This is a genomic window from Jiulongibacter sp. NS-SX5, assembly GCF_052828545.1.
This window is the reverse complement of sequence record NZ_CM128248.1, coordinates 2,032,474-2,053,208: the sequence shown is the minus strand read 5'-3', so window position 1 is coordinate 2,053,208 and position 20,735 is coordinate 2,032,474. Positions and strand designations below refer to the sequence as shown.

The window sequence follows — 20,735 nt, the reverse complement described above, 5'->3', positions numbered from 1 at the left end:
AGATCTGTTAATAAACAGGCGAAATATCTGTTTATCTATAAATTTGTATCCAGTAATTAATAAATCCTAATATGAAACAATTTTCATTATGTGCTCTTCTGATAGTATTACTTACCAGTTTTGGTTTTGCACAGCAAGAATACAGTATTAAGGTTAAGCTTGAGGGTGGCCCTCAGGATAAATACATTCATTTAGCTCACTTTTTAGGCTATAATCAATATATCAAAGTCGATTCTGCTAAGCTTGAGAATGGCGTTTATCATTTTGAAGGAGAAGAACCACTCAAAGGGGGGATTTACCTTATTGTTTTGAGTTCTTCAAAATACTACGATTTTATTTACAGTGGTGATGAGAAAGCATTTGAGATAGAAGCAGATACAACCAATTTTGTCAGATCAGTCCAGTTTAAAGGGTCAAAGGAGAACGATATTCTTTTTGGATACAGAAAGTTTCTTGATTCAATGAATGATAAGGCTGCTGCGGTAAATGCTTCAATAGATCAAACAGCCCCTGATGCAAATAAGCTAAGACGCGAAAAGATGATGGCTTTGCAGAAAGAGTTTAAGGATTACATGAATAGTGCTATTGATGATAATGAGGGGACTTTTGCCGCAAAGGTTATCAAGGCCAATAAGGAGATTGAGGTGCCAACAGAGATACCTTTAAATCCGGATGGCTCAAAGGATAGTACCTTTGCTTTTAGATTCTACAAAGCTCATTTCTGGGATAATATAGATTTTAGCGATGACAGGATTTTAAGGACTCCTTTCCTCCAAACCAAGCTTGAAAAGTATTTCAAAGATCTGGTTTTTCAGGTGCAAGACAGTGTAATTGTTGATGCTGACAGGGTAGTGGGACTTTCTAAACAAAACCCTGAGGTATATAGATATGTACTTTGGTGGGTGACTAATAAGTATGAGAATTCTGAAATCGTAGGCCTTGATGGGGTATTTGTCCATCTGGCAGAAGAGTATTACCTTAAAGATGCTGATTGGCTTTCTGAAGATCAGCTGAATAAATTTAAAGAAAGAGTTAAAATACTGAAGCCTCTAAGAACGGGTGAGGTCTTCCCTAGGCTTTATGTCTATGATACCCTGGGCAAAGCTCATACGGTTCAAGAGAGTAATGCAAAATATACGATAGTCTACTTTTACAGCCCAGACTGCGGCCACTGTAAAGATGCCGCTCCAGATTTAGTAGAGTATGCCAAGAAGGCCAAAGAAAAGGGTATAGCTATCTATAACGTTTCGGTAGATTATGAACTGGAAGAGATGAAAGAATTCATCAATAAGTTTGGTACCGGTGAGGATATGCTGAACCTATGGGATCAAGGGCATCATTATTACTTTAGAGATAATTATGACGTATACGCCACTCCTACTTCATATATTTTAGATTCAGAAAAAAGAATCATTGGGAAGCGTATTCCAATTGAAGAGTTTGATAGATTTATCGAATTCCATGAGCGAAAACAGAGCTCAGCGAAATCGAAATAATAAAATTTAGCCACCTTTGGGTGGCTTTTTTGTGTATTTGATTGTTTTGCTTTTGTATCTTTGATTTCTGAGCCTGAAAAGAGTCAAGAGTTTTCGCATGCAACTGAAGTCCGTTTTTCTACTACTATACATCTTTACTAATTTCTCCTGTAGTTCTCAATCAGAGGCGGGTGAGGATGATGAAGAGCCTCTAAATTTCAAGGAACTATTGGTGGCTATCAGAGAAGAGAAAATTGATAGCCAAACTGCTGAATTAGAATTTAAGAGAATCATTAATGAGCTTCATTCCATTTATATGCCTGCAGAGTATGACTCCCTGGCTATGAATCTGGTGTTTCCTTTAAGAACAAAAAATTATAAGTCGGTAGGAGGAAGAGGCCGGGGGTTCTATGCTCGTCACTTTAACCTTTTTGATCATTCGGTGGCCAAAAGCCATCCTGCTCATGATATTTTCATTTATGATGTGAACAGAGACTGTAAAGATGATAATACCGATGAGTATGTAGATGTGGTATCTGTAAACGATGGAGTAGTTATAGCTACCGAAACCGAATGGACAGAGGAAATGGGCTATAAAGGAGGAAACTATGTCTGGGTTTTAGATTTTAAATCTGGAGGTTTATGGTATTACGCTCATCAGAGAGTAGTCTATGTTAAAGAAGGCCAGATAGTAGAGCAAGGTGATAAAATAGGCGAAGTGGGTCGTTCTGGTTTTAATGCAGAAAGAAACAGGTCAGATACTCATTTGCATTTAATGTTCCTGAAAATTGATAAAGCTGGTAACCCTACGCCTGTAAATCATTACCCTTGGTTAAAAAAAGCAAAGACAGTTTACGAGACACATCTTCCAGAGCATAGACCTAGAAAGGTAATCGATGCCGCACCTTTGCCGGGCATGAAGCCTATGCTACATGTTAATGCTTTACGTCTACCTTCTATTTAAATTATTAAGGAAGGAAACCGTAAGGTAAACTCCTAAGATTAGAGGAATTGCCGCCAGCTTCAGAAAGGCTATTAAAAGAAGTGAGATCATTAAGAAGATATACTTGAGGCTGTTATTCTTAAAAGTATAATCTTTGAATTTTAACGCCAATAAAGGTATGTCAGCGATCATGAGAACGCTAATAACTACTGAGTATGCTAAAATTGACCAAATCAAGATAATAGAAGAGAGTTGCGTTTGTAATGAATGGAGTATAAATGGCAGAGAAGCAATGGTCATAGCGTTGGCAGGTGTAGGAACACCATAAAATGTATCTCCCTGACGTTCGTCAATATTAAACTTTGCTAATCTAAGTGCTGAGAAGAGTGCTGGCATAAATGTTATAAAGCGATACCATTCTTCTGAGTCTACCAGAGAGTATAAAATAAGTGAAGGTAAGACGCCAAAGCTTACCATGTCAGCTAAGGAGTCTAGTTGTTTCCCAATATCTGAGTATGAGTTTGTAAGTCTGGCCACAAAACCGTCAAGGAAATCTAATATAAGAGCTATGAAAATAAGATAACCGGCATTTTCAGCTCTGCCGGCATTTAGCTCAAGAATCCCGAGGATACCACAAAGTAGATTACCTAGTGTAATGAAGTTTGGAAGCGTAAAGACTTTCATGAGCTACTTAAAAAATGGATTGAATTTCTTTTCAAAACCAACGGTAGTTTCATCCATGTGTCCGGCATAGATGGTGTAGTCATCTGGCAGTGTAAAGAACTTTTTACGAATACTATTCATAAGATCCTCATGACTACAGAGAGGAAAATCTGTCCTCCCTATACTACCTTTGAAAAGGCAATCTCCTCCTAAAACATATTTTTCTTTGTGATTTATAAAGGCCAGATGACCAGGAGCATGACCCGGTACCCAGATTATGTCTAAAGTTGTATTTCCAAAAGTGAATTGCTCTCCTTCTTCTAAAAACTCATCGGCTTCAACAGGCTCATAACCCGGGATACCCCATGTTTTACATCTATTTTCTACATCAGATAAGACCGGCAGGTCGGCTCTGTGCATGTACATTTTGATATTGAAATTTCTTTTGACGTATGCACTTCCAAAAACGTGATCGAGGTGTGTATGGGTTTGCAGAAGTGCTTTTGGTTTTAGACCATTTGAAGTAATAAACGCTTTTAGCTCTTCTTTCTCATGCTGAGCTAAACAGCCCGGATCAACGATTATGGCTTCATCCGAATCATCATAAACCACGTAGGTATTTTCTGAAAAAGGCGAAAAAATAAACTTTTTTACTGTGCTCATGTGACTTTGAATTATGTCTTCGTCTCTATGACAAAGGTAACCCAAAAAAAAGATAGTGAACGGTTATTGGGTGTTCAAGAACATTCAGATTAAGGCACAATTTCTCAAATCTGACTATTGGTATTACGGAACCCCAATCTTAACGTAAAAAACCTGAAAGATGAGTTTAAATACTGCAACAGAGCAGTGGCAGAGGATAGTTATTGAAGGGGTAGAGAAGCCACCACATTATGAAGTTTCTAATCTTGGAAGATTAAAAAGTTTTCAAAATAACCCTGATGGGAAATTTTTAAAAGGGTCTGTAATCCAAGGCTACAGGTCTTTAAATATTCGACTGCCAAAGGGTAAGTCGTTCAATCGGTACATTCATAAGCTTGTGGCCGAATTTTACGTAGAGAAGCCGTCTGAAGAGCACGGTTTTGTAATCCACAAAGACTACGACAAGCATAATAATGTTTATACAAATCTGGCGTGGGTAACCAAAGACGGTATGATTGAGCATAATAAGTCGAATCCGAATGTGCTTAACCGTAAGCGACCGGTTACATCCAAAAACTACAAGCTAAATGAGTCAAAAGTGAAAATGATAAAGAAGCTTTTGAAGAAGGATAGTACACGCCTAAAAATGATTGCAAAGCAATTCGGTATTACCCATACGCAGTTAAATAGAATCAGATCTGGTGAAAACTGGGGGCATGTGAAAATTGATGATGAGGATTAAGAGGTTTTTACCAATGGTAGGTCTACATAGAAAGTAGTACCGTTGTTCATCTCTGTCTCGAACCAAATATTTCCGCCGCTATGTTCCACACCTCTTTTTGCCATGGCAAGACCTAGGCCGGACCCTCCGATTTTAGTACTGAAATTAGGCATAAACACCTTCTCTCTGTTTTCTTCTGGTATACCGCTTCCGTTATCGTTAACTTCAATAACCGCGAACTTCTCTTTGGTATTTCTGTAAACTTTGACGTTTATCTGAGGTTTCTTCTCAGATGGTACAGATTGTATGCCATTGATAATGAGGTTTGTAACCACTCGGTTTACCAACTGGTGATCACTACGTACCATTAGCTCCTTGTCCTGGATATCAATGTCAATCTCCAAACCATTATCTTGAGCGTATAGGTACGCGGTCCTTTGCACAACCTGCCCTAACTCAAACACCTCAGACCTCGGTACAGGCATTTTGGCAAATTCTGAAAACGAATTCGCGATTTCTGAAATATTATCTATTTGCTCTGTCAAAGAGTTCAGTGAGCGTTCTATGCGTTTTCTTGCGGTGTCTTCCAAAGAAGGAAGCGTACGTTGAAGCTGCTGAATTGAGAGCTTCATGGGCGTAAGCGGATTCTTAATTTCATGAGCCACTTGTTTGGCCATTTCTCTCCAGGCAGATTGTTTTTCACTTTGTGAAAGGGCATCTTTACTCTCTTCCAGTTTCTGAAGCATCTCATTATAAGAGTTCGTCAAAACACCGATTTCGTCATCTGCTCCCCATTTAATTGGCTCATTTGCTTCGTCCAGGCTAATTCTTTGAATTTTCTGAGCCACCATCTGTAATGGTCTGGTCAGCTGCCCGGAGGCAAAATAGGATAGAATCAGAAGTCCCATGAAAAGAGCAATACAAATACTCAATATGGTGGTGAATACTTCTTTTAGCTGGCTCTCCAGAGTAGTAGATGAATTAAAAAACGGAACGCCAATTATACCGAGACGTTGGTTTTGTCCATCTTTTACGGCTTTGTAGACGGCTCTGTAGTCCAAATCTCCCAATTCCTCACTAAGAAGCACTTCATTCTCCGCTTCTTCAATGATGGATTGGTATGCTCGTGGATTTATGAATTCAGAAAGAAGATTATATTCATAAATGAGAGGTCTGGAGCTATACCTGAGCTTTCCTGTTTCGTCAAAATAATTAATATCTGAACGAGTATCCTGAGCAAGCTTGTTTATTTCCTGCTCAAAATAGGCTTCGCTGTATCGTCCTTCCAGTAGATTTTGAAGATGAATTCTGAAGGTAGAACTAATGTTTTGAGTGTTTTCGAAATAGAAACTCTCCTGAATATTCATCAGTGTACTTCTTATGATCCCAATGGTCATAAATAGCAAAAGCATAAAGGGCAGGAGAAAGGCTGCATTGATATACACCTGAATTTTGGTAGAGAAGTTCATATTGAGTCTTCTCATACCGAAGCTAACCGCATATCCAAGAATCACAATGAATATTAGGCTTACTAGAACCAGATAAAGGAAGGAGAAATCGGAGAGTAATGATCTGATCAGCTTATCTTCTGAGGATACAATGATCTTCCTGTTGCTGGAATTGGTGACTCCTACATGATGATAGTCATTGACTTTTTTCCCTAGCTTGTAAAGTTCAGGATTGACCAATAAGGGGGTCATATCATTCTTTTGGTAATTATACTTACCGCTGGAATAGATAAGCTCGTTTTGGTCGTCATAAATAGCGTAACTATAGAATTTCGTGTCTGGATTCTGGCTAAGCTTTTTCTCCATCAATAATTCAGGGTATACACTTTTCGGACTGGAATTACTCTGAATCATATCCAGAACCACTGTGCCATTTTTCTCTAGTGGAATAAAAACGATATACTGTTTTATCCTTTTATCATCTGTTTCATTAATAAAGTAGATGGCAGGATGTATGGTCCTGTATTGAGGCTTTTGATAGAGTTGTTGAATTTTCAATAAGTCGGGTAAGTCAGTCTCAAAACCCAACTGTTTTCCTTGAATATCAAAAGAATAAACCTTTGTGTCATATTTGTCAAAGTAGAGCTCAAGATGGTTTTCTTTAATAATAGAACTAACTGCTTCCCGAGCTAACTGAGGTCTGATGATGGCACTTTGAATAGTAGAATCGTCTTTGATAGAAATGATGATATTATTGAGTAAGCCTTCGGCTAATGCATCATTTTCTGCCAGGAATTGTTGCCCGAAATTCGTTTTATCAAAAGCCAGTTTTCTTCTTTTTTCGTTATTGAGCACCTGCATAGAAATCAGGGTGAATGCAAAAGCCCCCAGGAAAAAGTAAATAGACGTTCTGTATTTTAAGGTGTAGAGATAAATAGGGAAACTGGCAGCGTATGAAATCAGAAAATAAAGAACCCCAATGATTAATACCCATGAGGATTTCCCCATGAACACAAGAAGGATGGCTCCAAGAATGACACCATAAAGCCAGTGTAGCACTCCAACCCGCTTCGTGTTATGAAGCTTAAGAAACAAGTCTACCAGAACGTGATGAGCTCCAAAAAATAATAGAGCCAAGAGAGTGTAGAATGCCAGTACACCTAACTTTAACTTACTGAAAGAGGTACTTAAAGAGAAATCAAGAAGGTAATTAGACTTTTCATAGAGCGTAACCAGAGCCTGATGGCTAAAGTAGGTAACACCAATACTTAATAATATAAGAACTACAGCTACTATGCTTTTACCGATTTTAGGAAGCCGAAGTATGGTTTTATAGGTAGCTGATTTATGAAAATAATAAACACAGATGGCAAGGAGTAAGACGATACAGAAGGTATTGAGAACGAGGTCGCCTAAAGAAGGGGTGATCTTGTTGACAGCAAAATACTTTGGATCAAAAATCTGACTTTCATTAATTCCGAACAGAACGTTATTGGTTAGCATAAACCATCGGGAGAAGGCGAGGTAAATAGCTGCCAGTATTAAAGTAAACTCAAAACCATGCTTGTTAAAGATACGATGTACATTAAAGACAAAAGCCAGCCCTAGAAAAGTAAAACCAAGTAGTGCTAAAATTAGAGTAAAATGGGATAAGCCCGAAGAGTAAAGGCGATCGTATCTGGGGGGAATTACCGAAAACAGAAATTGATCTTTTTGATCATTAATATTCAAAAATGATTTAGAACTAGCCTTCGTATTTATATGCAAAGGCTCAGATTTGAATAGGTTTTCGTCAAATCCTGATTTAAGATATTCGTTTTCACGTTCATACTCTATGTAAACCGGAATCAAGGAGACAAGCTCAATTTTCTCCTTGTTATGGAAGAACTCTTGTTTCCGAACCAGATTTGTATGGTTTTTACGTTCTAAAATGCCATTATCAAAAAAGCCTTTTACCGAATTGTATTCCGGAATGTACCTGTGATCTGACCAATAAGTGAGCTTTCCATTTCTGTAGATGTAAAAGGGATATACTGTGCTGATGTTCAGATTTGTGAATGATAAATCATTACCATCCTGATAAATTTTGGTAACCTCCTCGAGTTCTTCCCCAGCCTTAATTAAAGCCGTATTTACCCTACGCTGAACTTCTTTTCCGTAGTTGATTTCGGCCATTTCCTGACCGTCATTACCCGAAATATACTCCAGACCTGCCCATAAAAAACAGATGAATGAGAGTGCCAGGAATAGATATTTTTGGATAAGCTTTTTGATCACCTTGTGGAAATGCACGTTGATATTCGATAGCTAAAAAGAAAAAACCGTGCCAAGAGAAGGCTTATTCAAGTCCGAAGAAAGACTCGCCGTTTTCGGTTAAATAGGTAACCTTTCTGCCCATGAGATACATCAGATGCTTTTTGTCAATAACGACTTTGATGTTATCCACTTGAAATAGGTCATCATTTGTCGAAGGCTTATCAAAACCAAAAACATACTTACCTGTACAGGCACCACCTGAGAGCCCTATTCTTAATGCATATTCAGAAGAGATACCGGCATTTTGCAATGTGTCACTGATTTTTTTTCTGGCCTCTTTTGAAAATGAAATCATAGTCGAAGATAAAATTGCCTTGAATATTTCCCGGCTCTCAAATTAAAACGCAAATTTGCTTCAATTATGGAAATTATAGGAGATTTATTCAAAATTCTGATTCCTTCCGGCTTTTTACTGCTTGGGATGTTTCTATTGGTAAGGTCTTTTCTTACAAAGCAATTTGAACAGCGAAAGCTGGAGATCAAAGCACAGTCGGCAGATTCTACCATAAACTTAAGGCTTCAGGCTTACGAGAGAATGACGCTTTTTCTGGAGCGTATTACACCGAATTATTTGCTCTTAAGACTTTATGAGAATGCTACTCAGGTAAATGATTTTCAGGCTTTACTGCTTAAAGAGGTAAGAGAGGAGTATTATCATAATCTTGCACAGCAAATTTACATCGGGCCAGAGGTCTGGGATGAGATCAAATCTTCAATGAATACGGTGCTGTCAATGATCAATCAGTCTGCAGCAGAATTAAAAGCAGATGACCCTGCTATTAATCTTTCAAAGAAAATCTTTGAGAAGGTGGTGAATGACGAAGTAGACCCTACTTCAAAGGCTCTACTGATGCTAAAAAAGGAAGTACATCAGCTGTTTATTTAGACTTGTTATTTTGATCCAAATTTGCTATATTAAGTGTGTTGAATATTTACCTTAAAAAACTTAATACATGGCAGTTACATCAAAACACTTAGCAACTTTTATCTTAGGAGCAGCAGCCGGAGTGGCTATGCATAAATATCTTCAAACAGAAGAAGGAGAAAAACTCATGGAAGACCTAAAAACCAAGGGTCAGGAGTTAAAAGATGAAGCGGAAGGGGCTATAGAAAAAGCACCCGAGTACTTTGAAGAATTGAAAGGTCAGGCCTCAAATAAATTATCAGATACGTTGGCAATGCTAAAAGAGAAATTCCCGGAAGCTGAGCAGATGATTCAAGACCTCTTAAGTGGTCAAAAGAAACCAAATCAAGCATAAAAAAAGGTGGGCATAACCCACCTTTTTTCTATTTCTACTTACAAGTTTATTCACCTCTCGGTCTTGCTACTTTCACAACGATGGTGCGGCCGTCTAGCTCGGTATCATCCAAAGCATCAATAGCGGCTTGTCCTTCGGCATCATCTGGCATTTCCACAAAGCCAAAGCCTTTAGAGCGGCCTGTGAATTTGTCCATGATGATTTTTGCAGATTCTACAGTTCCATGCTCTTCAAAGGCACTTCTCAGTGTATCTTCTTCAGTACTGTAGTTTAATTTTGCTACGAAAATGTTCATTTGAGAAAAAATTAATTGAATAAAAACGAGAATAAAGGTGCGTAGCAGTCATATTTATTAGAAATAAGAGTTGCATAACATTTATGCTCAAAATGTAAATGTAGAGATAAATTCGTCGCGAAAATGAATTGTTATCTAAAATATTTACAATGCTATATTTAAATAATCCTTTCTGTTGGTTTCTATTTCTGCCACCAATAATTATTCTGGGTACTTGAATTTTTGACCTCAAAGGTCTCACCAATTTTAGGAATAATAAGAGGTACATTCAGCCTTTTGGCTTCTAAGCTTGCTCTTTCCACAGGATCTGTCCAGGTATGCATAGCTAGAGTAAATGCCCCCCAGTGGATCGGCATTATCTTGTTAGCTTTTACATCTATACCGGCCTGAATGGTTTCTTCAGGCATCATGTGGATATTAGACCACCTCTCATTATACTGACCGCATTCTGTAAGGCTAATATCAAATGGTCCGTATTTCTCACCAATTTCTTTAAAGTGAGGTCCGTAGCCGCTATCACCACTAAAGTAGATTTTGGAATTTTGGCCCATGATGACCCATGACGACCATAAGGTAGAATAACGGTCTGCAAGGCCTCTTCCTGAAAAATGGCGAGCGGGAGTACTTACCAGTTTGAGGTTCATGTATTCAGCCTCTTCCCACCAGTCAAAGGCTTTGATTTTAGAGGCATCTACACCCCACTTGACCAGGTGGCTTTCTAAACCCAATGGCACAAACCACTGCTTTACTTTATCCTTAAGGCGTAATACAGAAGGGTAGTCTAAGTGATCATAATGGTCATGTGAGAAAACCACGAGATCGATCTCCGGCATTTGCTCTATCTCTATCGGCAGCTCTGAAGCGTAGCGTTTATTACCCATAAAGCCAATAGGAGAAGGGCTATCTCCAAACATCGGATCTATCAGAACCTTCTTACCTTCTATATTTAAAAAGAATGCAGAGTGACCAAACCAAGTAAGCTCTGCCGTACTATCGGTGGCATTGACCATATCAAGACTATCAATTTTCTGAACCGGAAGTTCAAAGTCAGGCTGTCTCCCTGGGGCTTTTTTGAAGAATTCAGGAATCATCTTGATGGCTTCCATCATGTCCATTGACATATCAGTCTCTATCTGATTTTTGAATAATCCATTCTCGAAATTCTCTGAGGAGCTGTAATTTTCTTTCTTTATTGTGCCTCCAAAAACAGGATGAAAGTTCACAAAAGCGGCGGTTCCGATCCCTATCAGAACTAGAAGGCCTAAAATTATTATGAGTGTCATTTTGAAAAATCTAGTCATTAGTTTGCTGTAATTTTTTGATCATTTTCAGGATCATCCTTTTGGGCATAATACTCAGAAACGGAAGTTGTAGTTTGAATGCAAACGGCACACCTGCAATGATATCCAGTTTGCCATTGAGCATACCTTCATAACCGGCTTTGGCTACACTTTCTGCCGAGGCTGTATTTTGAAAAAGGGATGTTTTATCCATACCAGAAACAGATCCAAACTCCGTTTCTGTAGCCCCAGGCATGAGGTTACTCACAGTTATATTAGTTTCTGAAAGTTCTTCATTAATGGCATTGCTAAATGAAGTTACAAAAGCCTTTGTAGCGTAATAAACGGCTTGCAATGGGCCGGGCATAAGTGATGCGGTAGAGGAGACATTCAGAATTTTACCTTGGTTCCTTTTTACCATATCATTGAGGTAATATCTGGTGAGTTCGGTAAGAGCCATAACATTCAGTTGAATCATATTCTGGTCATCTTGCCAGTTTCTTTCATGAAAGTAACCTACACCTCCAAAACCGGCATTATTTATTAGGTAATCGACCTTAAGGCCTTGGTTTTGAGTTGTTTCATAGACTTCTTTTGCTGCTCCAGCCTTACTTAGATCTTTGGCAATTACCTTTACAGCTATACCGTGCTCTTTTTCGAGCTGTTTTTTTAGTTGATTGAGTTTGTCTTCACTTCTGGCTACCAGTATAAGGTTGCCTTTTTGTTTGGCGTGAAGTTTTGCCATTTCCAGTCCAATTCCAGAAGAGGCTCCTGTTATTAATGCTGTTTTCATATATTTGAGTAAGTAATCACTTATTTTTATACTAAAATTTTTTAAACGTTATATTTCTTCAGAAGAAATGCGTGCATCTTTTCTTTTTCAAAAGACTGACCTCTGAGTACAGCCGATGCCAGCCCTTCATGTATCAAAAGAATTAGATTGGCCTCCATTTCAGGGTTTTGATATCCTAATTGTTTAAAGGCATTTGAAATAGCCAGATGCATAGGAGCCATTTTTTCTGAATTGTCGATAGAGAGTTCCCATTTCAGTTTTAGCTGCAGTTTCCAGAAATCATACTCCTCCTCAGGAATCTCAAAAAGCATATTTAAGGACTTTCTGATTACTTCTTTAGGGTCAGTTTCTAAGACAATGTCTGCATAAATATTCTTGATTTTGTCCTTACCTAAGTCCAGAATGGCCTGAAGTAACCCTTCTTTATTTTCGAAATGACGGAAAATTAGACCTTCTGAGACACCAGCGGCTTTTGCTACCTTTTTGGTGGAGGTAGCAGAATAACCCTCTGAAGCAAATAGCCTAAGAGCAGCATCTAAAATTTTCTCTTGTTTTTCCGTCATAAAAGTAAGTAATCACTTACAAAGGTAGATCAATTATCAGGGATTGCAAAATTCTCGACAAATATTTCATCGTGCACGATCTTCTGTAAAGCCTCAGCGATAAGAGCAGTGGTATACGCGTCTGAGTCCCAATGTAAAATATTTCTTAAAGCTGTTCCCCCGGTAAAGTAAATACCACCTTTCCATGAAATTCCTTTATCACCTTCTTGGGCTTTTTTTAAAAGAAAGTCGAGAGACTTTAAAATTAGTGAGTCATCTACCGCCATACCTGCTTCTTTGAGGTTCAGCAGGGCTGACAAGGCGTAGGTGGTCGTTTGTACAGAGTCTCTGTAATTTACCCAAGGCTTGCTTACGTATGCACCATTTTCTGTTTGCGAAGTAGATAAATAACGCAATGTATTGCTGGCAGCTTCTTGGAGCTGAGTAACTCCAGAAGCATAGGCTTTGGCAATACTATAGGATAAGTGCTGGGCATTTGGATAGTAGACTCCCGCCGTATGCCACAAATCTTTTCTAGTCATACGGGTGATCACCTCCACAGATGATGTAACTGACTGTGCCTCTTCTAGTTGACCAGATTCTGCCAGGTATGTCAGAATATTAGCATTTACGATGGGACATACGTCATTGGCACCGAAAGGTATCCAAGGTTCATAAGCCTTTGGGTATGCTGAGCTTGTCGGCAAAAAAATGCTGAGGACGGAGAGGTAACCATATAGTGGATTCCAAAAACCATAATTGTATTCTTGATCTAGCCAGGTTAGATAAGCTCCCGAGTTTTTGCGAGTATGTAGCAGGTAATTATACCAGTTTCTGTTTTGTCTTTTCAGGTCTACCCATTCTTCAAATTTTTGGGCGGAAGCCAGTTCAAGTGTATCTCCGGTTATTTGATTATGATACCAAACGGCTAAATTTCCTTGATTGGTATCATCGGCATCATTTGGCACATTGGCCATTTTCATTACCAGACGAGGTTTAAAGCTGAAGTTCGTAGGTCTTCTGACCAAAGGTAGTTGATGTTTACCTGGTCTTCTTTTGTGATCTTTGGGTGGAGCTAAATTTTTCCAGAAGTTAAATTCAGTATTGGTTTGATAGCTCAAAACCTCCTCAAAAGCGGCATCTAAGACTGGAAGAAGTTGTTTTTGAGAAGTGTCATTGACATATATTTCGGCCAACAAATTATGAATGGCTGAGACTGTAAAACAATTGGAGTCACGGGCTCTTTGCCTTCGGCCAATGAAGAAAAATGGTTCGGTCAATTCCATATAAACAGGCCATTCTCCTTTGTACTGCACACCCTTGATAGTACTGTCTGTTTGAGAATTTACCAGAAATGTCAAAGCTCCTTCATATGCTTCTTTGACCGTTAGTTGAGCGGTGCAAAAACAGGGGATAAGTAATACAAGGAGTAAAACCTTTTTCATGGAGGCTTAAAGTTGTGAAATTGTCTGAAAACAAAAAAAGGAGAAGCTGAAGACTTCTCCTTTTCAATTGAATGGTCGGTATATTATCTATACTGACACAAATATGCCGTCTGAACCGGTATTTTCAAGTCAAAAGACGAATTGCCCGGTACGTTATAATACTCACCTGTTTTGAAGGTTTTCCATTCGCTTTCTCCCGGTAATTTTACCGTCATTTCACCTTCTACTACCGTCATTATTTCGGGTTTTCCTGTTCCGAAAGTATACTCTCCCGGCTCCATTACTCCCACGCTAGATTTACCTTCGGCATTCTCGTATCCTATAGATTTCACATTACCGTCGAAGTACTCATTTACGTTTATCATTTCCTCACTGTTGGTTTAATTGGGTGGCAAATATACAAGTCTCTAGTGAACCACTATTTTTCTGCTAATAAGCTTTCCTTGGTTCTTCAATTGCAATAGGTACGTTCCAGAAGGTACATTGAGTCTTATTCTATTTTCAGAACTTACCTTTCCTTTTCTTATTCTTTGCCCATTTAGACTTAGAACCTGATACGTTTTAAAGATCTCAGAACCGTAAATTTTGATGGTATTTTTAGCAGGATTTGGTCCAAGAATCAATTCTTGTTCTTTCTCTAAAGCCAGAGCTATTTCGGCCTCTCCTCTAACCAACTGCATAGTACTTACAGATAGTGAAGGTAGACTGGCGGTTAGTGTACTTCCAGTTACATAAAAAGCCATCTGTTTTTGAGCATTTTGATCGGCAGAGAAAAAGGTTTCTGACTGGGGTAGATTAGCTATTTGAAAAGCCTCAGAGGCTGCTTTGTCAACAAAGAAATTCTCAAAATCAAGCGTAACTGAAGTGTTACCCGAAGTATTCTTATTCACCAAAATTACATTCAGGGTGTCTTTTGTGTTATTCATCGTGGTATATGCAGAAACTCTGTTGTCATCTGAACTCACGGTTTCCAGATAGTCTTTTTGTCGATACTTATTAAAAGCATAAAGAGTCTCCCACATGCCATGTCGCCAATCCCAAGGGGTAAGTATTTCTACTCCATTTTTCATGAATTCACCCAGCAAAGAGGCGTACCATACGGCGTTCAAATTACTTTCTTCAGAGTTTATACTGGTTTCTGTCACTCCCAAGGTTACTCCATGACCCGCCCCAAGGTATACATTAAGCCAGTCTGAAATTCTGCCAAAAATGTATTCTTTGGTTTGGCTATTGTCCCAGCCACCATTGACTTTTTTTACGCCATTAGCTCCCGGATAAACATAGTTTCTGTCAAAGTAAACCCGATGAAGTTGAACAATATCTGCTGCTGCATTCTCACCCGGATAAAAATGAATATCCAGAACATCTAAAAGTCGAATACCGCTCGCCTTCTCCTCTTCGGCGATGCGTTTGATGAAATACTCCAGCCAGGGATATTCCCTGCCATCTGCTTTCACGGTGCCGTCAAACCAGTTATACCATTGCCATTCATTGGCCGGTACCGGGCCTACAAGCTTGATATCAGGAAACTTTTCTCTGGCTTTTTTGGCTACTGCAAAATAACGCTGCATATACTCCTCTGCAGAAACCATGTCTTTCATGACATCATCATGAGTACCTCCCCAGATCTCAGGTTCATTATCCATGTTCCAGTAAAGTACCTGATCCTGATTTATTCCCAGCCCACCAGCACCAAACCAATGGTCAATAATACCGGTGGTAGAGTCTGCGTTCCAGTCTTCCAGGTATAAATCTATATCACCATCTACCAAAGCTTCTGTTCCGGTTTCAGCCATTTGACCGCCACCGGCCAGGTTTTGACGTGTACCTTCCCACCATTGTGATCCATTGAACTCCCAATCGTTAAAATTATTGGAGGTAGAGGAGGCGGCTTTTCCTATCAACTGAAAAGACCACATACCCTGAACATCTGTAAAGTGACTCTGCATTTGCTGAGCAACATTATCCCAGTCGTTGGTATAAACGTTATTATACCAGTCGGGGTGAGAAGAAAGTTTTCTTCGCCAGTTATACTTGGTAGAGTTATTACCTCCTCCCTCTCTGAAAAAGGTAACGCCTGCATCTTTCATTCTCAGGATATCATCCTGTGGCAATTGCCATGTGGGATTGGTGCTTGAGAATGAATTATTTCTACCAAAAATATATCGTGAGTAGGGCTGCGTATCTTTTTCAGTATCAATGGATATGGTGACCTGTGCCATAGTAGCACTAACAAAAAGAAATAGGCCTGCCAAACAAGCCAGTGCAGGCTTAAAAGTTAAATTCATAAGGGTTAAAAATAGATAGACGAAAACGTAAGGTAAAGATACGGGTCTATCTGTCTGAATCCAGAGCAAACACGGCAATTTCGATAGCTGCGTTTTTTGGCAAAGCAAATGAACCTATAGTAGTACGTGCTGGATACTGCCCCTCAAAATAACTCCCGTAGATTTCATTGAAAACCGCGAACTGCGATAAATCTGTAAGATAAACCGTGGTATTGACTATCTGCTCCATAGAAGAACCGGAAGCTTCCAAAATGGCATTGATATTTTCCAAAGCCTGTCTTACTTCCGCTTCAAAACTCTCATTTTCTAATTCCCCCGTATCAGGGTTAATACCCAACTGACCAGCCAAAAACAGAAAACCATTTGCTTTTACAGCCTGACTGTAAGGGCCAATAGCTGCAGGAGCCTTATCCGTTTTTATGATTTCCTTTTGCTGGGCAAATGCTGGTGAAAAACAAGTAAGAATGAAAAGAGATAGTAATAGAGTTTTCAAATCGAAATCCAGTTTAAAAACTGAAAGTCAAAAAGAATGGTCACAAAGTCAATATGACCCGATTAACTGCTTTAATTTATTCCAAAAGCTCGTGGAAAGGTAATATAAATAGTCTTGTAAGTATGGAACACTAATCAACTTTGATCTCGAACAGTCTTACTTTGGCTTTTTTAATTGTTTTGTTAATGTTCAGTTTGAGAGAGATATTACCACTTAATTTGCCTTCTGCCATTTCATTTACAGCTAGGGTTCCATTTTCGATTATGTTTTCATAATCCTTGTCTTTCAAGTGGGATCCCTCATTTGAAGATTTGTCTAAAAAGATGGGGTATACTCCATTTCCCCTAAAATTATGTACTTCACATCTTAGACCAGTGAACTTTCGTAATTCAGCCCCTTGTATTTCTAAATCCTCAAAAAAGACCCAAATCAATAATTTATTGCTCTTGCCATCATTGCCACAAATGGAATATTTTTTCCATGAAGCCCCTCCACATTCGTGTATTGTAGTACAAAATGATTCATTATCGATTTCAAAGATGGCTGAATTAGATCCACAACTTGGAACAATGTCGTCGATTTGAGAATTCGGTCTCTCACAACTGAAAAGAAAGGTCAAACACAGAATGGAAATGACTTTTATCATCTATTCAACTACCTCCACCTTCACCACCAAAACATACTCATCCATCTCAAGCTCTGTAGCATCGCTTAAATCACTTACTACTTCCAGTGAAAGTGCTTGTACTTCTTCGCAGATGTAGGCCTTATTTGCCTCGACGGCTTTGGCCAGTTCTTCGTTATTGTTTTGAAGTTGGATATTGATTTTATCTGTTACCTCAAAACCGCTGTCTTTACGATAATTCTGGATTTTATTGACAAAATCACGGGCGATTCCCTCAAATTTCAAATCCTCAGTAATTGTGATATCCAAAGCCACCGTAAGGTTTCCATCCTGAGCAGTCAGATAGCCCGGCAGGTCTTCCGTTAAGATTTCTACGTCACTCAGCTCAATTTCCCCTACAGACAGCGTCAATTTACCATAAGACTCCAATTGCTGAAGATCATCAGCAGTCATGCCATTGATAGCACCTACCACAGCCTTCATATCTTTACCGTATTTAGGGCCCAGGGCCTTGAAATTTGGCTTCACTTTCTTGCTGAGCACTCCTGAATCATCGTCCAGATACTCCACTGCTTTTATATTCACCTCTGATTTGATGAGTTCATCTACCGAAGCGATTTGTCGACGCGTTTCTTTTGAAAGAACAGGTACCAACACTTTGGATAACGGCTGACGAACCTTAAGCTTATTGGCTTTACGTAGAGCATGAATCATGGAGCTGATACGCTGTGCATAATCCATACTGGTTTGCAGGTCCTCGTTTATCCATTCTTCATTGGCCGCCGGCATATCAGAAAGGTGCACAGAGAGTTTCTCTTCTCCGCCCGTCAGGTTTATATAGAGCCAGTCGGCATAAAAAGGAGCTATCGGGGACATCAACTGTGAAACAGTCTTCAAGCACAGACCAAGTGTCTCGTAGGCAGAACGCTTATCATCAGAGATTTCGCCCTTCCAGAAACGTCTTCTACCCAGACGTACATACCAGTTTGAAAGCTGGTCTGTCACAAACTCCTGAATCGCTCTACCGGCACGGGTAGGTTCATAATCTGCATAGGCCGCATCTACTTCCTGAATCAAAGTTTGAAGCTTAGAAAGTACCCATTTGTCTAATTCTGTGCACTTACTTAAATCTGGTTTTCCTGTGAAGGTATAGCCATCGAGATTGGCATACAATGCAAAGAAATTATAGGTGTTGGTAAGTGTACCAAAGAACTTATTTCTTACTTCTGTAACTCCGGCGAGGTCAAAACGCAGGTTATCCCAAGGCTGAGCATTGGTGATCATATACCAACGCGTAGGATCTGCACCGTAATCCTTTAAGGTCTCAAACGGGTCAACGGCATTGCCTAGTCGCTTAGACATTTTATTACCGTTTTTATCAAGAACTAAACCTGTAGAAACCACATTTTTGAAGGCTACAGAATCATAAAGCATCCCCGCAATGGCGTGTAGGGTAAAGAACCAACCACGTGTCTGATCCACCCCTTCAGAGATAAAGTCTGCCGGGTAGGCCTTGTCAAAGATTTCTTTATTCTCAAACGGCATGTGCCATTGGGCATACGGCATGGCACCCGAGTCAAACCACACGTCAATAAGGTCTGGCTCACGGAAAAGCTTTTTGCCAGTTTCTGAAACCAGGATCACATCGTCAACATAAGGGCGGTGTAGGTCGAAATCATCATAATTGCCAGAGGCCAGATAATTCTCTGTCATAAATCCGGCTTCTATGGCCAGATCGATTTCATTTTTTAACTCCTCTACCGAGCCGATGCAAATTTCTTCGCCGTCATCATTTCTCCAGATAGGCAGTGGCGTACCCCAATAGCGTGAACGAGAGAGATTCCAGTCTACAAGATTCTCCAGCCAGTTGCCAAAACGACCAGTACCGGTAGAATCCGGCTTCCAGTTGATGGTTTTATTTAGCTCAGCCAGTCTGTCTTTTACGGCTGTGGTTTTGATAAACCAGCTATCCAGCGGATAATATAGAACCGGCTTATCAGTACGCCAGCAGTGCGGGTAACTGTGCTCATATTTTTGAACATTAAATGCTCTGTTTTCTTCTTTTAGTTTGATGGAGATTCGCTCATCTACTGAAAGGTAATTATCTCTTCCTTGCTTTTGCTTCTCTTCCTCGATCTCCTCGTCCGAGTAATAATCACCTTTGACATACTCTCCAGCAAAGTCAGTCACCTCATTCACAAAACGACCTTTCTTGTCAACAAGCGGCATGTCTTTGCCATTCTCATCTTTGACCAGTATGGCAGGAATTCCATTTTGCTGGGCCACTCTAAAGTCATCTGCACCAAAAGTAGGGGCGGTGTGTACAATACCCGTACCATCTTCAGTGGTCACAAAATCACCAATAATGACTTTGAAGGCTTCTTCTTCTGGCTGAACATAAGGGAGAAGCTGCTCGTAGTTGATACCGGCCAACTCAGTTCCCTTACAAGTGGTCATGATAGTCCAAGGAAGTAGCTTTTTGTTAGACTCGGCATAGCCCTCAAAATCTCCGTCCTTGCCTTTTTCGTTAAAGTATTTGCCAATAAGATCTTTGGCCAATACAACATTCACTGGCAGGTGAGTGTATGGGTTGAAAGTCTTTACCAAGGCATATTCAATACCTTTACCTACGGTCAAAGCCGCGTTTGATGGAAGTGTCCATGGCGTGGTGGTCCAAGCCAGGATAAATACCTCATCATTGCCGGCGGCGTCAAAAAGGAATTGCGAAGCCACATCTTTCTTCACCTTAAACTGGGCGGTCATTGAGGTGTCTTTCACATCACGGTAACAGCCTGGCTGGTTTAGCTCGTGAGAAGAAAGTCCTGTACCGGCCGCGGGTGAATATGGTTGAATAGTATAACCTTTATATAAAAGGTCTTTATCATAAAGTCTCTTTAGGAGATTCCAAAGGCTTTCAATGTACTCGTTTTTGTAGGTAATGTATGGATCATCCATGTCAACCCAGTAGCCCATCTTATCGGTCATGTCTGACCACAGGCCGGTAAAACGCATCACCGCTTCACGACACTTCTGATTGTATTCTGCAACCGTGATTTTCTTTCCGATATCTTCTTTGGTGATACCTAGTTCTTTCTCTACTTGCAGCTCTACAGGCAGACCGTGGGTATCCCAGCCACCTTTACGGTTGACCTGATATCCTTTCAGCGTTTTATATCTACAGAAAATATCCTTAATGGTACGAGCCATTACGTGGTGAATCCCCGGGGTACCATTGGCAGAAGGCGGTCCTTCGTAAAAGGTAAACGTAGGGTATCCCTCTCTTTCTGAAATGGATTTGCTGAAAACATCGTTTTCTTTCCAGAAAGTTAAGATTTCGTTGGCAACATCGGCATAATTGACCGCTTTGTACTCAGGATATTTCATGTGTTAATCTATCAAAAAGGCCTCTTTTGAGGCTCTCGAAAAATAAGCTGCAAAGATAGGTATTTAGAGTCAAATAAGAGGTGGGGCACCATAGAAGTGGATATATTTGCCTAAATTTTTCTG

The 20,735-nt window shown here is 39.7% G+C and carries 19 protein-coding genes; 5 read left to right on the top strand and 14 right to left on the bottom strand.

The window, feature by feature from the left end; all coding sequences use genetic code 11:
• Nucleotides 1-71 precede the first annotated feature (71 nt).
• A complete protein-coding gene (locus ACUXV0_RS09070) occupies nucleotides 72-1,496 on the top strand; it encodes a thioredoxin-like domain-containing protein (RefSeq protein WP_446192770.1) in 1,425 nt (474 codons plus the stop codon).
• Nucleotides 1,497-1,593: 97 nt separating this feature from the next.
• Nucleotides 1,594-2,439, top strand: coding sequence for a M23 family metallopeptidase (locus ACUXV0_RS09065; protein WP_446192769.1), 846 nt, complete (start codon nucleotides 1,594-1,596; stop codon nucleotides 2,437-2,439).
• On the opposite strand, the gene pssA is transcribed toward ACUXV0_RS09065, so the two are convergent.
• Both pssA and ACUXV0_RS09055 read right to left on the bottom strand, forming a co-directional pair.
• Complete coding sequence (pssA, locus tag ACUXV0_RS09060; RefSeq protein WP_446192768.1) at nucleotides 2,425-3,102, bottom strand: CDP-diacylglycerol--serine O-phosphatidyltransferase; 678 nt, start codon at nucleotides 3,100-3,102, stop codon at nucleotides 2,425-2,427. The two genes, ACUXV0_RS09065 and pssA, sit on opposite strands and share 15 nt — an antisense overlap.
• A gap of 3 nt (nucleotides 3,103-3,105) precedes the next feature.
• On the bottom strand, nucleotides 3,106-3,744 hold the full coding sequence (locus ACUXV0_RS09055; protein WP_446192767.1) for an MBL fold metallo-hydrolase: 639 nt from the start codon (nucleotides 3,742-3,744) through the stop codon (nucleotides 3,106-3,108).
• A 160-nt stretch (nucleotides 3,745-3,904) separates the two neighbouring features.
• Here ACUXV0_RS09055 and ACUXV0_RS09050 point away from each other — a divergent pair, with 160 nt between their 5' ends.
• Nucleotides 3,905-4,465 (top strand): NUMOD4 domain-containing protein, encoded by a 561-nt coding sequence (locus ACUXV0_RS09050; protein WP_446192766.1) that lies wholly within the window; start codon nucleotides 3,905-3,907, stop codon nucleotides 4,463-4,465.
• Here the strand turns inward: ACUXV0_RS09050 and ACUXV0_RS09045 are convergent.
• Both ACUXV0_RS09045 and ACUXV0_RS09040 read right to left on the bottom strand, forming a co-directional pair.
• Entirely contained in the window at nucleotides 4,462-8,184 is a 3,723-nt protein-coding gene (locus tag ACUXV0_RS09045; RefSeq protein ID WP_446192765.1) for an ATP-binding protein, read from the bottom strand. The genes ACUXV0_RS09050 and ACUXV0_RS09045 overlap by 4 nt on opposite strands.
• A gap of 46 nt (nucleotides 8,185-8,230) precedes the next feature.
• Nucleotides 8,231-8,503, bottom strand: a complete 273-nt coding sequence (locus tag ACUXV0_RS09040; protein WP_446192764.1) for a HesB/IscA family protein — start codon at nucleotides 8,501-8,503, stop codon at nucleotides 8,231-8,233.
• A gap of 66 nt (nucleotides 8,504-8,569) precedes the next feature.
• Here ACUXV0_RS09040 and ACUXV0_RS09035 point away from each other — a divergent pair, with 66 nt between their 5' ends.
• Together ACUXV0_RS09035 and ACUXV0_RS09030 are read left to right on the top strand one after the other, a co-directional pair.
• Nucleotides 8,570-9,094, top strand: a complete 525-nt coding sequence (locus tag ACUXV0_RS09035) for a DUF7935 family protein (protein ID WP_446192763.1) — start codon at nucleotides 8,570-8,572, stop codon at nucleotides 9,092-9,094.
• Between the two features lie 67 nt (nucleotides 9,095-9,161).
• Nucleotides 9,162-9,467: a YtxH domain-containing protein gene (locus ACUXV0_RS09030; RefSeq protein WP_446192762.1), complete on the top strand. Its 306-nt coding sequence runs from the start codon at nucleotides 9,162-9,164 to the stop codon at nucleotides 9,465-9,467.
• A gap of 46 nt (nucleotides 9,468-9,513) precedes the next feature.
• Here ACUXV0_RS09030 and ACUXV0_RS09025 read toward each other — a convergent pair whose 3' ends face one another.
• The 10 genes from ACUXV0_RS09025 to ileS all read right to left on the bottom strand — a co-directional run bounded on the left by ACUXV0_RS09025 (nucleotide 9,514) and on the right by ileS (nucleotide 20,612).
• Complete coding sequence (locus ACUXV0_RS09025; RefSeq protein WP_446192761.1) at nucleotides 9,514-9,762, bottom strand: RNA recognition motif domain-containing protein; 249 nt, start codon at nucleotides 9,760-9,762, stop codon at nucleotides 9,514-9,516.
• Nucleotides 9,763-9,944: 182 nt separating this feature from the next.
• A complete protein-coding gene (locus ACUXV0_RS09020) occupies nucleotides 9,945-11,045 on the bottom strand; it encodes an MBL fold metallo-hydrolase (RefSeq protein ID WP_446192760.1) in 1,101 nt (366 codons plus the stop codon).
• A 10-nt stretch (nucleotides 11,046-11,055) separates the two neighbouring features.
• Entirely contained in the window at nucleotides 11,056-11,835 is a 780-nt protein-coding gene (locus tag ACUXV0_RS09015) for an SDR family NAD(P)-dependent oxidoreductase (RefSeq protein ID WP_446192759.1), read from the bottom strand.
• 41 nt (nucleotides 11,836-11,876) lie between these two features.
• Nucleotides 11,877-12,398 (bottom strand): TetR/AcrR family transcriptional regulator, encoded by a 522-nt coding sequence (locus ACUXV0_RS09010; protein WP_446192758.1) that lies wholly within the window; start codon nucleotides 12,396-12,398, stop codon nucleotides 11,877-11,879.
• Between the two features lie 29 nt (nucleotides 12,399-12,427).
• Nucleotides 12,428-13,822 carry a hypothetical protein gene (locus ACUXV0_RS09005; RefSeq protein WP_446192757.1) on the bottom strand — a complete coding sequence of 465 codons (1,395 nt, stop codon included), beginning with the start codon at nucleotides 13,820-13,822 and terminating at the stop codon, nucleotides 12,428-12,430.
• An 83-nt stretch (nucleotides 13,823-13,905) separates the two neighbouring features.
• Nucleotides 13,906-14,187 carry a pyrimidine/purine nucleoside phosphorylase gene (gene ppnP / locus ACUXV0_RS09000; RefSeq protein ID WP_446192756.1) on the bottom strand — a complete coding sequence of 94 codons (282 nt, stop codon included), beginning with the start codon at nucleotides 14,185-14,187 and terminating at the stop codon, nucleotides 13,906-13,908.
• A gap of 42 nt (nucleotides 14,188-14,229) precedes the next feature.
• Nucleotides 14,230-16,110 (bottom strand): glycoside hydrolase family 44 protein, encoded by a 1,881-nt coding sequence (locus tag ACUXV0_RS08995; protein WP_446192755.1) that lies wholly within the window; start codon nucleotides 16,108-16,110, stop codon nucleotides 14,230-14,232.
• A 46-nt stretch (nucleotides 16,111-16,156) separates the two neighbouring features.
• Nucleotides 16,157-16,603 carry a RidA family protein gene (locus ACUXV0_RS08990; RefSeq protein WP_446192754.1) on the bottom strand — a complete coding sequence of 149 codons (447 nt, stop codon included), beginning with the start codon at nucleotides 16,601-16,603 and terminating at the stop codon, nucleotides 16,157-16,159.
• Between the two features lie 130 nt (nucleotides 16,604-16,733).
• Nucleotides 16,734-17,249 carry a hypothetical protein gene (locus tag ACUXV0_RS08985; protein WP_446192753.1) on the bottom strand — a complete coding sequence of 172 codons (516 nt, stop codon included), beginning with the start codon at nucleotides 17,247-17,249 and terminating at the stop codon, nucleotides 16,734-16,736.
• Nucleotides 17,250-20,612 (bottom strand): isoleucine--tRNA ligase, encoded by a 3,363-nt coding sequence (gene ileS, locus ACUXV0_RS08980; RefSeq protein ID WP_446192752.1) that lies wholly within the window; start codon nucleotides 20,610-20,612, stop codon nucleotides 17,250-17,252.
• Nucleotides 20,613-20,735: the final 123 nt, after the last annotated feature.

What these genes read in the sequence shown, in the direction of transcription:
- ACUXV0_RS09070 (WP_446192770.1), top strand. Translation starts at nt 72, where the DNA reads ATGAAACAATTTTCATTATGTGCTCTTCTGATAGTATTACTTACCAGT.
- ACUXV0_RS09065 (WP_446192769.1), top strand. Translation starts at nt 1,594, where the DNA reads ATGCAACTGAAGTCCGTTTTTCTACTACTATACATCTTTACTAATTTC.
- pssA (WP_446192768.1), bottom strand. Translation starts at nt 3,102, where the DNA reads ATGAAAGTCTTTACGCTTCCAAACTTCATTACACTAGGTAATCTACTT.
- ACUXV0_RS09055 (WP_446192767.1), bottom strand. Translation starts at nt 3,744, where the DNA reads ATGAGCACAGTAAAAAAGTTTATTTTTTCGCCTTTTTCAGAAAATACC.
- ACUXV0_RS09050 (WP_446192766.1), top strand. Translation starts at nt 3,905, where the DNA reads ATGAGTTTAAATACTGCAACAGAGCAGTGGCAGAGGATAGTTATTGAA.
- ACUXV0_RS09040 (WP_446192764.1), bottom strand. Translation starts at nt 8,503, where the DNA reads ATGATTTCATTTTCAAAAGAGGCCAGAAAAAAAATCAGTGACACATTG.
- ACUXV0_RS09035 (WP_446192763.1), top strand. Translation starts at nt 8,570, where the DNA reads ATGGAAATTATAGGAGATTTATTCAAAATTCTGATTCCTTCCGGCTTT.
- ACUXV0_RS09030 (WP_446192762.1), top strand. Translation starts at nt 9,162, where the DNA reads ATGGCAGTTACATCAAAACACTTAGCAACTTTTATCTTAGGAGCAGCA.
- ACUXV0_RS09025 (WP_446192761.1), bottom strand. Translation starts at nt 9,762, where the DNA reads ATGAACATTTTCGTAGCAAAATTAAACTACAGTACTGAAGAAGATACA.
- ACUXV0_RS09020 (WP_446192760.1), bottom strand. Translation starts at nt 11,045, where the DNA reads ATGACACTCATAATAATTTTAGGCCTTCTAGTTCTGATAGGGATCGGA.
- ACUXV0_RS09015 (WP_446192759.1), bottom strand. Translation starts at nt 11,835, where the DNA reads ATGAAAACAGCATTAATAACAGGAGCCTCTTCTGGAATTGGACTGGAA.
- ACUXV0_RS09010 (WP_446192758.1), bottom strand. Translation starts at nt 12,398, where the DNA reads ATGACGGAAAAACAAGAGAAAATTTTAGATGCTGCTCTTAGGCTATTT.
- ACUXV0_RS09005 (WP_446192757.1), bottom strand. Translation starts at nt 13,822, where the DNA reads ATGAAAAAGGTTTTACTCCTTGTATTACTTATCCCCTGTTTTTGCACC.
- ppnP (WP_446192756.1), bottom strand. Translation starts at nt 14,187, where the DNA reads ATGATAAACGTAAATGAGTACTTCGACGGTAATGTGAAATCTATAGGA.
- ACUXV0_RS08995 (WP_446192755.1), bottom strand. Translation starts at nt 16,110, where the DNA reads ATGAATTTAACTTTTAAGCCTGCACTGGCTTGTTTGGCAGGCCTATTT.
- ACUXV0_RS08985 (WP_446192753.1), bottom strand. Translation starts at nt 17,249, where the DNA reads ATGATAAAAGTCATTTCCATTCTGTGTTTGACCTTTCTTTTCAGTTGT.
- ileS (WP_446192752.1), bottom strand. Translation starts at nt 20,612, where the DNA reads ATGAAATATCCTGAGTACAAAGCGGTCAATTATGCCGATGTTGCCAAC.